We start from the raw sequence: 14,541 nt of genomic DNA, 5'->3' as shown, positions 1-14,541 counted from the left end.
ATAAAAAGCGCTCTGAAGTAAGCCGTCCAGGCTTACCCAGAGCCAGCCTTGCGGCTGTAACCAACTCACAGGATGAAAATTTGTTGGTGAGCGCGAAGTCCATATCTTGGCTGCCTGTATTACAGGCATGCGGTTTGCTCAGAATTTAGAATGCGCCCATTCGCGGTACCGGGCAATAGCCCATTCGGATCTATTTTCCCGGGTTTTTACTTCGCTGAATCGGCCTCGGCCTATATCAGGCCCTCGTTAAGACACTTCGAAATCAACTGCCCCGTCGTCTTGCAGTCGGACTTTTTTAGGATATTCTTGCGGTGATTTTTTACCGTATGTGCGGAAATTCCCAGTAACTCGCTGATGACAGCGCTTGTCTTCCCCTCTGCAAGTAATTGCACAATTTCCATTTCACGCCGGGTAAACAGTGACGGAGTAGCGAGGAAGTGTTCAGGATTATTGAATACGTCAATATTGCGGTAGCTTTCCCCGCCATGCAGATTCAGCAGTGAAAGTTTGCGGTTGCCCTGTTGAGCGAGGTGACTGATGTCTGTGTGAATTCCCAGTGTTCGGGCGACACCAAACTGCTCGTCGGTATCGAGGATGATGGCCTGGTGATTGAACAGTCTGTAACTGCCGTCGGTAACGCGCAGTCTGCCGCTATAGGATATTTTGAACTCTTTTACCCGCGCCATGCCGATCTGATTTTTCAAAATGGAAAATGCGGTTTCCTCGGCCTTGGCTACAAACGGAATGTCCTCCGGATGTCCTCGCTCGATCAACGATTCGATTGTTGTATTTTCAGGGTCTAACCCCAGAATCGATTCGATTTCTCGGCTAACCAGCATAGGCTTGTCGAGATTGAGAAAATCCAGCACATAGTAGTAACAGGGGCCGCTGCTAAAGCTGGCGCTAATAAAACGATCCAGTTCCAGTCTTTGCTGCGCCACATCCCGCTGGGCGAAAAAACCTGGAACCTTACGCCAGGCTCGATAGATCGATTCCCTCGACTCCCCCGATTCTCTCGATTCGTGCAATTCCTTTGGCGGAAGAGTGACGGGAAGATCCATTAAATCAACCCATCTCCGACGCAGTTTGCCAGTAACTGGCTCATATTCTGGCAGCCAGCTTTTTTAAGGATGCGTTTGCGGTGGTTCTTGATGGTGTATTCCGATAGGGAAAGGGCTTCGCCAATTTGCGCGCTGGTGAGGCCTTTGGAGACCAGCCGAATAACCGACAATTCACGTTCGGTAAAGCTTGGTCGATTGGCTTGTTCAGCCCTGGAGTGGTTATCCACTTCCAAATTAAGAAAGGAGGGTTCCCCATCCATGCCAATGAGAGACAGACAGTAATTATTTTTCGTCGTCAGGTGGGAAATATCCGTATGCACATTCAGCGCCTTGCTGACCCGGCCATGGTTGTCCGTATCCAGCACTAGTGACTGATGATTGAACAGCCGGTACTCGCCGCCTTTAACCCGGAAACGGAAACAGTAAGACACCTTATAACTGGTGACCTTATTCATACCAATGCGTTCTTGCAGCAAGCGTATGGCAGTGGCTTCGGCACTGGCGACAAAATCCATATCTTCAGGATGGATCTGGTCGAGAATCGATTGGAATGTCATGTCACCGATCGTGAGATCGTGGACCTGTTCTACCAGCGGGCTTACGTACACCAGCTCCTGATCAAACAGATCAAATACATAGTGATAGTGTGGGCCATTGCTGAACACCCGGCCGACGAGCTCGTCTACCGGTACCCTGCTCAGATCGGTTTTGCCCTTGGCGAATACGTTGTCGCTCTGCTCCCACACATCGGTTAGCAGGCCCGTATCCGGCATATTTTCTTTTTCTTCTGTGCCCACTGTGGCTGTCCCTTTTACCTTCCCGCTTAACATCCCGGCGGTATCAACAACTGGCCCGCGGCGTACCCGAAATCACTGCGCAAAGCGCCGGGCGGCCAATCCAATATATTATTGAGAACGTTGTCACAATTCTGGTGAGACACTTGTACCAGAACCTAGGTATTTCTTGCAATGCTAATTGGTACTTAGGCAGCGAAAACGCTCTAGACTGTCAAAAAATACAGGAAAGTTCGGGTGTGCCCTGAGCAAAAGGGGGGCAGATTGACTGCAGTAATTCGGGAGCCGGTGAGCAGTGGGCAGAATATAGGAGAGGGCAAAGAGGATTCCGGTGCGCCCGGCTGATTAAATTCAGACCAGGGCTCACCGGTATAGTCGACCGTTATTGCTTAGGAAGGCAGGAAGTCGATGGAGTAATTGAGGGTGGATTTTTCCACATTGGCGGAGCCGAAATTGATCAGGCGAATACGCGCGAGCAGCTTGCGCTCCAGATCCGCGTTCTCCAATTCACTACTTACCAGCGTCACCGCAGAAATTACCCCGTTGGGCTCGATCACCAGCTTCACAGTAACCTTGCCCGCCAACGTCGGATCGCGGCGCAGGGCGCGGTTGTAGATCGCAAAGATCGCGCCCTTGTTGGCTTCCATAATCTGGCGAATGGATTCCTCACCACGTGAGCCGCGTTCACGACGTGCCTGTTTGCCGCTGGACTCGGCCGCCGCAGTCGCTTCAGCCACTTCCACCTGGGTAGTTTCGCGGCCAGACAGAGCGGAGCCACCGGTATTGCGGCTGAGCTGCCCGGTATTGATACCGCCGCTGGCTGTTTTCGATTTATCGCTGATCATCGAGCGGTCAATCTTCTGTGCATTGGCTGCGCCGCTCGCCAGGGAGTTGGCATTGGCCACCTGAGATACGTCGAGGCTATCGCGCATATCCATCAGGTCGTCCTGCAGCTGCATCAGGCCACTGTTAGCCGCCTTCTCCCGCGCCTTGGCAACCTCTTCCGCCGGGGCCTTTTCGCTCAGTGGCTTCGGCTTGACGGTCTTGATCGGTTTCGGCTTGGGTTTTTCCACCGGTTTGGGTTTTTCTTTTTTAACTTCCTTAGGCTTCTCAACCTTTTTCTCTACCGGTTTCGGCTTGGGTTTTTCCACCGGCTTGGGCAGCTCTTTTTTCTCAAGAATGACCCGTGCCAACTGCGGTGGCAGCTGTTCTTTTTGCTCACGGGTCAGTTCCGGTGCCGGAATAAACGTGAACAACGCACCGAGTACCACAAACGCGATAAAACCGGAGCGCAGGAACTTGCCAAACCGCTGGTCCTCCTCTTCTGTGGAGGCCCAGGGGAGTTTCGAGTTGTAGTAGTGCCACGGCATTAAAGCCGCGCGGCCGCTTGCTGGGGAGGCTGGTGACATGTGCATACCTCCTTACTGGCCAGCGGCGGGTGCCGCTGGATCCTGCGGTGTTGTCTGGATTACTGCCAGATCGATATCCCGGAAGTCCGCCGCCGCGCAGGTGTTCATGATCTGCTTGAGCAGCGCATAGGGAACTTCTTCGTCACCCATAATGGTTACCGGGCGCCCGAGGTCTTGTTTCTCTTCCGGCAGGGGGTCCGCGCGGCTGGCGAGGTATTTAAGTTCGTTCAGCAGCGGTTCGATCTGCTCCTGGTCCGCGGAGATGTCCGCAACCATGGCAATCATACGGTTACCTACCATTAGCTGGTCGCCATTTACGCGCACTACCGTGGTGGTCTCCGGTTTCTGGGTGGAAGTGGATTCCGGCAGCTTGATGCTCTTGTCCGTCTGCAGTACTTCTACATCGGAGGAATTCACCAGCAGGAAAAATACCAGGATGGTGAAGATATCCATCAGGGATACCAGATTCAGTTTCGTTTCTTTATGCCGGCGCTGTTTGCGCCCTTTCAGCTTGCCGCCGATCGTCGCTTTCATAATGCGTTGCCTGCCAGCTGCTTGTCCTGCGCCGCGTCACCCTGTTGGGGCGCGTCGCCGAGGGAAATCTGCGGGAACAGCTCCGCGTCTACCACGGAAGCCGCAACCACCGCGCGGAAAGAGCGCGCGGTGTCCATGGCACTTACCAGCGTGCGGTAAGAGGTTCCCGGTTCAGAGAGAATGACCACATCTTTCTTGTCGATATCCTTATCCCGCAGGGCACGTTTGATTTCCTGCAATACATCAGACACCAGCTTCAAATCCGGCTCACCGTCCCGGTTGGGGATTCGCTTCACACGAATGCCCGCCGGATAGTTGATGTCGATGTATTCGGCGCGCAGCACCATTTCCAGCTGTTGGTTTTCTTTCTGCTCCGCCGCACTGGCATCGCTCAGTCCCGGAAGATTGAGGTTCAGTACGGAGATATGGGAAAACACCATATTCAGAAGCAATACCGGTACCAGAACGGTCATCAGGCTCATAAAGGAGGTGATGTCCAGATCCGGGTCGGTTTCCAGCCTGCGTCGGATAGCCATGGCTCTCTCTTGTTCTAGTTCTTAACGTTGTCGGGTCTAGCGCTCAGGGCGATTAAGCCGGTGCACCGGCTTTGGCCGCAGGGCGCGCCGCCGCTTCCGCTTTTTGACCGCGAGTCAGGGTAATCAGGTTAAGAAACTTCACGCCGGCCATTTCCAGGCTGTCGATGATCTCGTTGGTTTTGTTCTGCAGCATGGAGTAAGCCAGCAGCAGCGGAATGGCGGAGATCAGGCCAAAGGCGGTGGTGTTCATCGCAACCGAGATACTGGAAGACAGCATGGTGGCTTTTTCTGATGGGTCGGCATTGGCTACCGCGGTGAACGCGGCAATCAGGCCGATAATGGTGCCCAGCAGGCCGAGCAGCGTGGCGATGTTGGCCAGGGTGGCCAGGTAGTTGGTGCGCTTTTCCAGACGCGGCACTGCTTCGAGAATGCTCTCTTCGATGGCCATCGCAATATTTTCATCTTTGCGTGCGTGCTGGGCAGTGCTGATACCGGCGGCAACGATCTGGCCTACCGGAGCCTTTTCGCCCTGGGCGAACTTGAGCGCGGCGGCGAAATTACGCTGCTGCATCATCGGCAGAACCTGGCCGTATGCGCGACGGTTGGCGAGCTTGGCGCGGGACAGGAAAACCCAACGCTCCACAACCAGCACGATGCCGATAACCAGCACCAGTGCGATGGGATACATAAAGGCGCCGCCATTTTGGAAAAAGCGCAGCAGTGTGTTGAAAAACTCCATGGTAAATCTCCGGGACGTAAAGATTCTTGTTGTGATTAAGTTGTATGTATTTCTAAAAATATAAGTCGGGTACTAGTATCTGTGACTAGTAGCGCTAATTTACATTTCGGCGTCTGGCACCTTGAGCAATTTTATTTCCCTGTGCAATTCCGAGTATTCCTGATGCTGGAAGCTGTGGGTAATCGCATTGGGTAGTGTGCTCTCGATCTTTTCCAGGCTGGTGGCCTGTTTCCAGGGAATGATATACAGCACTTTAGGCTGTTCCTGGCTACCAATGATGGTGGACTCCAGTGAAATAACATCACCGTCATCGTCCTGTGCCAGTGCCGCGCCTGAAAACAAAGCAAGGGTGCAGCTAATAGCAGCACTCGCCATGCCGACAAGTTTGATCGGTTTCATTTACAGTCTGCGCTCCAAGTCCATAATCCAGCCTTTCAGCATCCGATCTTCCTCTGCCTCTAGCGCCTGTGCTTCGCGGTAGTGATGCAAAGCCTGTTCCGGTTTGTGCAGGTAGAGATCGAAGAGAATTCCCAGATTGCGATGGCCCATGGCGAAGTCTGGCCACTGGTTCAGCGCACTTTGATACGCCTCGCGGGCCTCGTCAAAGCGGCCCTGATCACGTAGCAATACGCCGAGAGAATTCCAGGCAAACACATTTTTTGTGTTGGCGGTGACTGCCTGCTGCAGGCTTTGCTCCGCCTGATCTGGTTGCTCCAGCTTCAGCTGTACTTTTGCCAGGTTGAGCCACGCACCGGAAAGTTCCGGCCACTGGCTTACCACTTGCTGCAGCTCAGTTTCCGCCGCACCAAACTGTTGTTGCTCGAAGTAGCCGCGGGCGTTCGCCAGCGCCTGTTGGGCACCAGAGGGGACGCCGGGTGCTTCGCTCAGATAAGGGTTGGGTGTGGCAATTCGTTTGCTCGATTCACCGTCGGCCGTTGTCTGGGGCGCTGCACCTTCATCGGGCGCACCCGGGTTGCTGGCACAGGCACTGAGTAGTAGTGCGCTCAGTGCAAATAAGGCCGCACGTGCACGCAGGTTGCGATTAATACGCTGCATCGCTCCACTCCACAGTTGATTCGGGTTTGCGGTAACGGGCGGGGAGCAGGTTTTCCAGTGAAGAGAAGCTGTTCTTGATCCACTCGTCGTAGACGCCATCAGCAGTACGCTTGATGTTGGCCTCGTGCAGTTCGATGGCTTTTTCCTCGAACGGATAGGCCTGTTCTTCCAGCAGGATTTCGTACTGTTCGAGTTCCAGTGGGTTCAGGCCGTTGGGGCGCTGGGAATCCATCAGGTCGCGGCTCAACTGGCGATAAATTTCTGCCAGGCGATAGTTGGCCGCGGTGGTGAATTCGGCAATACCAAATTCCAGTACTTTCTTATAATCCGCTACAGTCGTTTCCATCGCCTGTTTTTTATTACGCAGGCTTTGTTTCAGCGGCAAGGTCAAGGCCAGACGCTCGAAGCGCGCAAAACTTTGGCTCGCCAATTCGTTTTGTGCGAAGGCGGCGAGATAGCGGCCACGCGGTTCGGATACCTTGTTGCCCGCCAGGCTCTTCAACCATTGATTACGCGCGGACTGGTCGCCGGCTTTGCCATACAGGGTAACTAACTGATGTTGCGCTTCCAGGTTTTGCAACGCAGGTTCGCGCCAGTCGCGGGCATATTGACGATACGCGTCGATGGCGCGTGCGCGGTTGCCGGCAACTTCGAACTGTTCCGCGGCCAGGTACAGCGAGTCGCGGCGCACGTTCGGGTCACTGTCTGTTTTAGCCAGCACCAGCAGTTCTTTGGCGGCGGCTTCCGGCAGGTCCATTCCTTGATACACCACCACCGCTTTGGCGGTCAGTGTCGGTGTCAACTCGTGCTGTGGGTAAAACTTGCGGAAATCCACCAGCTCGGTGTGTGCGCGGGGCCAACGTTCCAGGCGCATCAGCTGGTTAATCGCGTCGTATTGCGCGGTTGCGGCGATCGCGGAGCGGCCACTTTCACGTACCCGCAACAGCAACTCGATAGCTTCTTCCGTGGGAGCCACGAATTCCATGCTGTTGGTGGTCAGTAGCACCTGACTCAGAATCACTTCCGCCTGTTTATAGATCGAAGACTGCAAGCGGTCGCGCGTGCTGATGTAGTCTGGATCGTCGCTGGCCATACCTGCAAGCAACTGGGCATAGGCCAGTTCTGCCGCCGGGTAGTTTTCTGTTTCAAATTGGCTGTGACCCAGTAACAGCAAGATACTGCGGCGCTGTTTGGGCGTGGGCGGTGGCTGCCAGCCTGCCGCCTTGACGGCCGCATCGATGGTTTCCTGATGACGGTACTGGGCAAACAGGTTGTGGGCCGCATCCAGCTGTGCTGGTAGCGCGCGGGGATCCTGCGACCAGCTGTCGGCAAAGCGCAGGCTGGTTTCGGTTTTCAGGTCCAGCCAGAGGTTAGCCTGCTCTTCGTTGTTCTTGATCTGCTTTTCGGCATCATAAACCCGCCCGGCCATAAGGATCGCCGCATAACCGGCTTCGGTGGCCTGTGGCGGTGTGTTGCCAGTTTCTGCCGTGAAGCCCCAGGCCACCCGGCGGTAGGCGCCAAATGCCTGCGCATACTGCCCGGCTTCGTTGAGGCTTTCCGCCATCAGGAAGGTCAGCTCGGGAGTCTTCGGGTCGTCTGGGAAGGTGTCGGTAAACTCCCGGTACAGCGTGGCGGCAACGATAAAGGCCTCGCGCGACTGTTGCTTGGCCCGGGCCGCGGCCTTGCCGCGATTTTTCGGATTTTGTGCTTCTTTTGCGAGGGCCTGGGCGCGGGCGTGATCAAAGCGTGCCAGCTCCTCAAGCCAGGGTTTCAAATGCACTTCCAGCAGCCGCCGTTTCGGTTCGTCGGCGGTTTGCCAGTAACCGGCGCGGCTGCCGTAGCGCGCGACAAATTCGCGTTTGGCCGGAATTACTTCGCTGGGGAAGTTACCCTGCTGCAAAATTTCTACCGCGCGCACATGCATTTGCGGCGCCTGGTCAGTTTGCGGATAGCGCGATACGAAGGTCAGGAAGGTTTGCGCACCATCTCGGTAGCGCTCGGTTTCCGCATACCAATTACCCAGGCCACGGTACAGCAGGTGGTGATAAGAGCGCGGGCCTGCGTCGGATACAAACGATTCGATTACCTCGGCACCGCCCAGATAGTTGAAGCCAAGTGCCAGTACCCGCAGGGTGTCGTTCGCCAGGCGACGCTCACCCTTATCGAGCTGGCCGAGAAGTTTTTGCTCTTCGCTGTTCTCCGCCAGCAGGTCATCCATCAGCGTCAGGAAAGTTTCGCTGGCGGCCTTGTAGCGCGCGTCTTTGAATTGGCTCCAGCCGAGCATGTAGCGGGCGTTGCGCGCAAAGAGCGTATCACCCTGGGAAAGCACTTCGGCAAAATCGCGCTCTGCGGCCCGGTACTGCTTGCGCCCAAAGGCGGCTTCGCCACGGCGGAACAGCGCCTCGGCAATAAAGGGTGATTCCGGGTTGCGCTGAACAATCGTTTCCAGTGCATCGAGGGCGCCCGGTGTATTGCCGTCGAGGGCGCGGGCACGGGCCAGGCGGTAGGCCAAGTAATCGTCGTCGGCAGAGGTTTCCAGCAGCGCTTCGTAGTGGCGCACGGCCTCGGCATAGGCCACGGCCATTTCCGGGTTGTCTTCCTGCAATTGCTCCAGGCGTTCCATTTCAAGGTCCGCCAGGCGCAGTTGGATCTGACGGCGGGTCTTGGGGTCCTGTTGCGAAGACAGGGCTTTCTGGTAGCTGTTGATCAGCGCCGGAATTTCCAGCTTGGGCATGGCGACCAGAGGCTCCGGTGGCAGCGCAGCCGTTGGCAGGTCCGCCAGGGTCTTGCTGTTATCCACATAGCCGGCACAGCCACTCAGTGCCGCGGTGGCGCACACCGCGAGGGCGAGCAATTGTTTGCGGGGCGGGCGTGAAAATAAAACACTCACAGTGCCGGCTCCAGTTCTTGATTCGCGGAGGGCTTTTTATCAGCTGAGGGCTCTGTATCAGCTGAAGGCTCGTCTTCTACGGAAGATTTTTGTTCGACTGAAGATGCTTCTTCGCCCGCGGGCTCTTCGCTAGCTGAGGGCGCTGCCTCCTTCGCCGGCTCAGCGGCAGGCAGGTCATAGTGGCCCTGCATGGCAGCGTCCTGAATTCGGGCGATGGCCAGCCGTGTATGCGCGATATATTGCTCAACACGGTCGCGGGCGCCACTTAGGGCGCTTTGCAGGTCTGCGCGGATCTGGGTTTCGATCACCGCACTGGCCCGATCAATGGCATTGCGCTGCTGATTGATGCGCAGGCCAGCGTCGTCGACGCTACCGCTCAGCAGGTTGAGTTGCGGCGCTTCGGCGGCGATGCGAGCCACCTGGCGCTGGTTGCGCGCGGCATCGACGAGTGTCTCTTCTAGCGCATCGATGGTTTTGCGCTTTTCCCACAGATTTTGGTGGTACTGCTCGGATGCCTGCCATTGCAGAATGCCGCGCGCGCGCGCCAGGGTCTGCTGCTGGTAATTGCTGGTTTTACCCGCGGTACTCAAACGTGCATAACGCTGTTCGGCTTCGCGCAGCATTTGCAGAAATTCTGACGTTTCGCCGGTTTGGGTAGCCAATAAGGCGAGGCTATCTTTTTCAGATTCGATACGCTGCAGGGACGTCTGTAATTCATCCAGCTGCTGCTCGGCGATTTGCACCTGCTGGTCGTACTGGGCGCTGTCGTGGGCCTGCACAATACTGAGCCGGCGCTGCTCGCGCTCTTCGATCAGGGTCTGAAACTCGGGCAGGCGCTGCTGCCAGCGGTCCAGCACCCGGCGCAATTGTTGCAGGTCGCGCAGTTCCGACAACTGCAGCTGCAGGCGATCACTTTGCATCATCTGCAGCAGGTAGTGCTGGTTCATTCTGATCAGCGCAGGGGTTTCTGCATCTTCCAGCCAGCCATAGCGCTGCAGGTCGATTTTTTCGTCGCCGTCAATTTCCGCGAACTGTAAATGTGCGGAGGCGCTGTGCAGGTTGTTCAGGTCGGTGAGGGCGCGCTGGTATTGCTGCTCCGCGCTTTGATAGGTACGCAGCGCAAGCTTCGGGCGCTCCAGTGCTTCGTAGGTGTACGGCAGTGCAAGCAGTGCTTCCTGTACTTGAGGCAGCAGTGGGTTTTGCCGGATCAGGTAGCCCAATGCGTCCACCGCCTGGGTGTGCATCTGGCCATTTACCGAGGCCCAGCCGAGGCCGAGCAGTGCGTCTGCTGACCAGGGTGTGTCGAGTCTTACCCGGCGGAATTCATTGGCCGCCGCCGTGTAATCCCCCTGCAGGGTCAGGGCGTAACCCGCGCCGATACGCGCTTTGTCCCGCAGGATATACAGTTCTTCGCGCAGTTCCGCGTCGAGATCTTTATCCAGCGTGACGGTGTCCACCAGATCGGCCGCGCGCTGGTATTCTTCGGCAGCTGCCGGGAAGTACTTGCCGCGGGCGAACGCGGCAGCCAGATTGTTGTGCCCGAGCACGCGCTCGGCCACCGCCAGATCGGCCATGCGCAACAGTTGCGCTGCCTGGCCGAGGTCGCCGTTGCGAATTGCCAGGTTGAGGGTCAGGGTGGTTTCGTGAATCGCTCCGGATTTTTCCAGCTGCTGGGCCGCGGTGTCCCAGTTCTGGTGGCGGTAATTCAACTCCGCAAGCTTCATCCAGGCGATCTGGCGGAAGCGCGCCAGGCGCTGATGATTGTCTTCATCAACGGCTTTTTGTAACTGTTGTTCGAACAGCGTCGCTGCCTGGCGCTCGAGACCAAACGCGAGGCTGATACCACCGCGGATCAGGTCTGCGTTGTCCGCGTGATGGGAAATACCGCCGCGCAGGTCGGATACCATCAGGGTGCTCAGCGCATCAAAGGTGTTGCCCTGGAAGTAATGGTACAGGGCGGCGCCATAGCGCATGTCCTGTGCCTGTTGGAATTTTTGCTTGTCCGCCTCTGCGGAATTTTCTGGCGCGGGTGCGTCTTGCGCAACACAGGTGCTGGCCCCGGTAATAATGCCGGTCAGCACGAGCGCCAGAGAAGCTTTCTTAAGCACAACAGACCCCATGGGAAACTCAGGGTGCCGGCCACTGGACGACGGTGAACTCTGGCTGCTGTTTGCCGCCAGCATCAGAAATACGCAGTTCGATCACTGCCGGTTCGTCGGTTTTTTTGAGGTCCAGACTGGCGGCGCGTTTGAATTCGCGCTGCTCGGGACCGATGCCATTGAAAAACGCAGTAATGGTGTGTTCGCCGGATTTCAGGTTGCCCTTGAACAGGGGCTGGATGCCGCCGCGGAACAGCGCGTCTTTCTGGTGCTCGGTATACAGGTGGGTTTCCACCAGTTTGTTATTGATATGCAGCTTTACCGAGTCCAGGTCAAAAAAGTGACCAACGTCCATAGAAACGTACACAGCAACCTGGCTTTGCGCGGGGAACAGCAGGTCTTCCTCCAGCACCAGCAGATCCCGGTTTAGCTTCAGTACTTCCTTTTTCAAGGATTCCAGATCCTCTGCGGGAAAGTCGCCTTCCTGGGCAAAAGTCTGCCCTGCGCTCATCAAAGTGAGTGCAGTAAGCAGGGCGCCAAATTTGGCACGGATACCGGTGCTTGGGCTGGGAAGGTCACGCAGGGAAAACATGGCAAAACCTGAAAAATATTGTGTTCGGTTGTCGTTAATTATTCGCACAAACGGGCGCGCGATTATGTCAGGGTGTCACACCTTGTGTGTGATTTTATTCACATTCTTGTCGTATTGCCGCACGGCTTTTTTTGACGTTAGCTCTTTAGGTCCAAGTGCATTCTATCCAGGCACTTTTTATCCGATGTGCTCAGGGATTGCCGAGCCCGCTGGAGAAATACATGCGTCGGTTGGCATCGATCACGATGGCTTCAAACCCGTTCATGCGCTCGATCAGCGCGAGTCCTTTGCTTTTGCCCAAGACAAAAACACTGGTGGATAGTGGGTCGGTATCGAATCCCTGCGGGCCAATCACGCTAACGCTAATTAACTTTTGTACATCCTCGTTCTGAGCGTCACTGCTCTGGCCGCTGTGCTGGGTGGCACTGTCGGTGGGCTTTCCTGTGGCCGGGTTGAAGATGTGGTGCACCCGGTGATCGTCGTCATCGATAAAAAACCGCTCGTAATCCCCGGATGTGGACAGTGCGGTGTTCTCCAGCGGTATCACCGCCGCATTTTTGCTTTTATCTCTGGGGTGGCGAATGCCAACCAACCAGGGCTTACCTCTTTTGTCACCTATCAGGCGGGCGTCACCGCCTGCACTCACATTGGCATTGGTAACACCGTATTGTTTCAGAATATCGACAGCGCGGTCCACCGCGTATCCCTTGGCGATACCACCGAGGTCAATTTTGGTGCGATGGTCAGCAAAGCGCAGCGTACCTGATTCCCGATCGAGCTCGATATGCTCATATCCCACGGCTTCGAGCAGACTGTCGGTGGTTTTTTTATCTGCCTGTTTTTTCTCGCGAAAGTTATACAGGCTGCCTACCGTTGCGTAGGTGATATCGAAGGCTCCGTCCGTTTGCCGGCTATAGAACAGGGACTTATCCACAATTCGTGCCAGCTCGTCGGATACTTTTACCGCACCTTTGCCTGCGGTGCGATTCACCTCTGACAGCTCGCTGTCTTCCTTGTATGGCGAGAGTGCGCCATCGATACGACGAAATTCATCCATTACCGCGCGGGTAATCTGCGTCGCTTGCGCTTTGTCCTCGTGCCAGATCTGCAGATGTACTTCGGTACCCATTATGGCCTGCTTGTCATAGTGCCATTCGGCATGCGTCGCGCCGGCGCCAATCAGACTGCAGGCAAACATTAGAAGGCGAATCGGGTACATCTTTTTACTTCGCTAACTCGTTACTAACTAGATGATGGGCTGGAATGCCGTCAGGCTGTCCATCAGGCTGGAATTACCCAGACCGTGACTGGGGAACAGACTACCAAAATTGCCCTGCTCGCCGTGGAGTGCCATGTAGTTCAGCACTACGGTCTGCACCAGCTGGTTAACGTTGTTCGCTGCCGGGCTACCGGCAGTTTCCACATCACCGGACGCGCGCATGTAACCCAGCTGCTGGTGGCGTGCCTGCTCATCCGCACTGCCGCCCAGTAGCTGCGGGCGGCCTGCGGGGTTGTAGACCAGGAAGAAAGACGCAGCGGTTTGCTGGTTGTCCCCGGTCCATACACCCTTACCGCGGCCCTCCGCAGAGTCATCGATCATGCCGTTACTGAAAACGGAGCCGTCACTGAATACGTAGACCATCAGTGGCTGGTTAACCCGGCGTGCGTATTCCAGACACGCACCGATACAGCGTCCGGCGCGCAGGTCGCGGAGCTCGCCGGTGGCGCGGTCGCCGGTGTGGTAATCGTAGCCACCCATGGTGATGGTGCCGGCGCCGGCATAGCCATTGATCACCAGCTTCATAGTGGAAGCAGCTTTCTGGAACTCGCGATCGCTGAGGAATTCACTCGAGCTGAAAATGCCGGCGGGGCCGACAATATCCGGGTCCAGTGCTGGGTCCAGCGCGGACGGGTCACCAAAGCGCGCAGCGAGGTCGGCGCTCTTCATGTAGCCACACTTCACCAGGTCTTTAATCACTGCGTCATTGGTGACGCGGGTGTTGACCTTGCCCAGCTTGGAATTGGAGATCCGGTACATGGATTCCATTACCGCGACGGTGTCTTCTTGGCTCAGCAGGCCAACCAAGTCGCCCACATCTACCAGCCCGGTAACGTCCGATGGGCGGTCGATCTTGGTGGGGCGTACTTCGGGATTAATCAGATCCATTGGCGCCATGGAGTTGCCACCGGATTCACTGGTCTGGGAGCCGATCAGGGCCAGCAGTGAACCGTTGGCGCCGGCGCGGTTGATACCGTACATGGGGTTGTGCGGGTTGTTGCCGGTATCATTCTCTGAGCGAGCGGGAATTACCGCACCATTAATTGCACCTGCTGTTCCGGGGGATATTTTTTCAAGAATCCCCGCCAACATTTGGCTGTCGCTATGAAACGCCAGGCCCAGGTCGGTGTTGTACAGCGGGTTGCCGGTGCCATCGGTGAGTGAGGGCACCATGTCGCCGGGCAGACCCTGCTTGCTGTAACCAGCGGTACTCAGGAAGTCGAACTGACCACCCTGCTTGCCTACGAGTACGTTGGAGCCCGCGATGTTGGCGCCACCCGCCAAGTCAAAGCAGATAAAGGGGATTTTGCCGGCGCCGTTTTTGCTGACGCCGCACAGGCCGCGAATGGCTTCCAGGTCCGAAGACAGGCTGACTTCTGCCTGTGCCGGATTGGCGAACAGGCTGAAGACCGAACCGCCCAGCACGGTTGCCATACCGGCGCGGAAACCCTGGCCGAGAAAGTCCCGTCGGCTTACCGGGCGGTGGTGGTCCGGGTGGCGCAGTGGTTGGTCCAGTTCAAAATGTTTTTTCTTGCTCATGACGTTTCCGGGT

General features: G+C 56.5%; 13 protein-coding genes. All 13 read right to left on the bottom strand.

What is annotated here, in order from left to right:
- Positions 1-230 precede the first annotated feature (230 nt).
- The 13 genes from Mag101_RS16615 to Mag101_RS16555 all read right to left on the bottom strand — a co-directional run bounded on the left by Mag101_RS16615 (position 231) and on the right by Mag101_RS16555 (position 14,528).
- Entirely contained in the window at positions 231-1,061 is an 831-nt protein-coding gene (locus Mag101_RS16615; RefSeq protein WP_077407556.1) for a LuxR C-terminal-related transcriptional regulator, read from the bottom strand.
- Positions 1,061-1,858: a LuxR C-terminal-related transcriptional regulator gene (locus tag Mag101_RS16610; RefSeq protein ID WP_198040020.1), complete on the bottom strand. Its 798-nt coding sequence runs from the start codon at positions 1,856-1,858 to the stop codon at positions 1,061-1,063. The genes Mag101_RS16615 and Mag101_RS16610 overlap by 1 nt, the downstream gene beginning before the upstream one ends.
- Positions 1,859-2,244: 386 nt before the next feature.
- Positions 2,245-3,264, bottom strand: coding sequence for an AgmX/PglI C-terminal domain-containing protein (locus tag Mag101_RS16605; protein WP_077407552.1), 1,020 nt, complete (start codon positions 3,262-3,264; stop codon positions 2,245-2,247).
- Positions 3,265-3,276: 12 nt separating this feature from the next.
- The gene (locus Mag101_RS16600; RefSeq protein ID WP_077407550.1) at positions 3,277-3,798 is read right to left on the bottom strand and encodes an ExbD/TolR family protein; all 522 of its coding nucleotides are present in this window, start codon (positions 3,796-3,798) and stop codon (positions 3,277-3,279) included.
- Positions 3,795-4,334: an ExbD/TolR family protein gene (locus Mag101_RS16595; protein WP_010131948.1), complete on the bottom strand. Its 540-nt coding sequence runs from the start codon at positions 4,332-4,334 to the stop codon at positions 3,795-3,797. Before Mag101_RS16595 ends, Mag101_RS16600 begins: the two co-directional genes overlap by 4 nt.
- Before the next feature lie 52 nt (positions 4,335-4,386).
- Positions 4,387-5,073 carry a MotA/TolQ/ExbB proton channel family protein gene (locus tag Mag101_RS16590; protein ID WP_077407548.1) on the bottom strand — a complete coding sequence of 229 codons (687 nt, stop codon included), beginning with the start codon at positions 5,071-5,073 and terminating at the stop codon, positions 4,387-4,389.
- A gap of 99 nt (positions 5,074-5,172) precedes the next feature.
- Positions 5,173-5,472, bottom strand: coding sequence for a hypothetical protein (locus Mag101_RS16585; protein ID WP_077407546.1), 300 nt, complete (start codon positions 5,470-5,472; stop codon positions 5,173-5,175).
- Positions 5,473-6,129, bottom strand: a complete 657-nt coding sequence (locus tag Mag101_RS16580; protein ID WP_198040019.1) for a tetratricopeptide repeat protein — start codon at positions 6,127-6,129, stop codon at positions 5,473-5,475.
- Positions 6,116-9,019, bottom strand: coding sequence for a tetratricopeptide repeat protein (locus Mag101_RS16575; protein WP_077407542.1), 2,904 nt, complete (start codon positions 9,017-9,019; stop codon positions 6,116-6,118). Before Mag101_RS16575 ends, Mag101_RS16580 begins: the two co-directional genes overlap by 14 nt.
- On the bottom strand, positions 9,016-11,127 hold the full coding sequence (locus Mag101_RS16570) for a hypothetical protein (RefSeq protein WP_157520465.1): 2,112 nt from the start codon (positions 11,125-11,127) through the stop codon (positions 9,016-9,018). The genes Mag101_RS16575 and Mag101_RS16570 overlap by 4 nt, the downstream gene beginning before the upstream one ends.
- A gap of 19 nt (positions 11,128-11,146) precedes the next feature.
- On the bottom strand, positions 11,147-11,710 hold the full coding sequence (locus tag Mag101_RS16565) for an AraC family transcriptional regulator (protein ID WP_077407538.1): 564 nt from the start codon (positions 11,708-11,710) through the stop codon (positions 11,147-11,149).
- 190 nt (positions 11,711-11,900) lie between these two features.
- Entirely contained in the window at positions 11,901-12,908 is a 1,008-nt protein-coding gene (locus Mag101_RS16560) for an FAD:protein FMN transferase (protein ID WP_077408414.1), read from the bottom strand.
- A 48-nt stretch (positions 12,909-12,956) separates the two neighbouring features.
- Positions 12,957-14,528 (bottom strand): general secretion pathway protein GspF, encoded by a 1,572-nt coding sequence (locus Mag101_RS16555; protein WP_077407536.1) that lies wholly within the window; start codon positions 14,526-14,528, stop codon positions 12,957-12,959.
- Between the last annotated feature and the right edge of the window lie 13 nt (positions 14,529-14,541).

The sequence above is a fragment of the Microbulbifer agarilyticus genome, from assembly GCF_001999945.1.
Taxonomy (GTDB): Bacteria; Pseudomonadota; Gammaproteobacteria; order Pseudomonadales; family Cellvibrionaceae; genus Microbulbifer; species Microbulbifer agarilyticus_A.
Note: the sequence above shows the minus strand (reverse complement) of the source record. Positions and strands in the feature narration are given on the sequence as shown.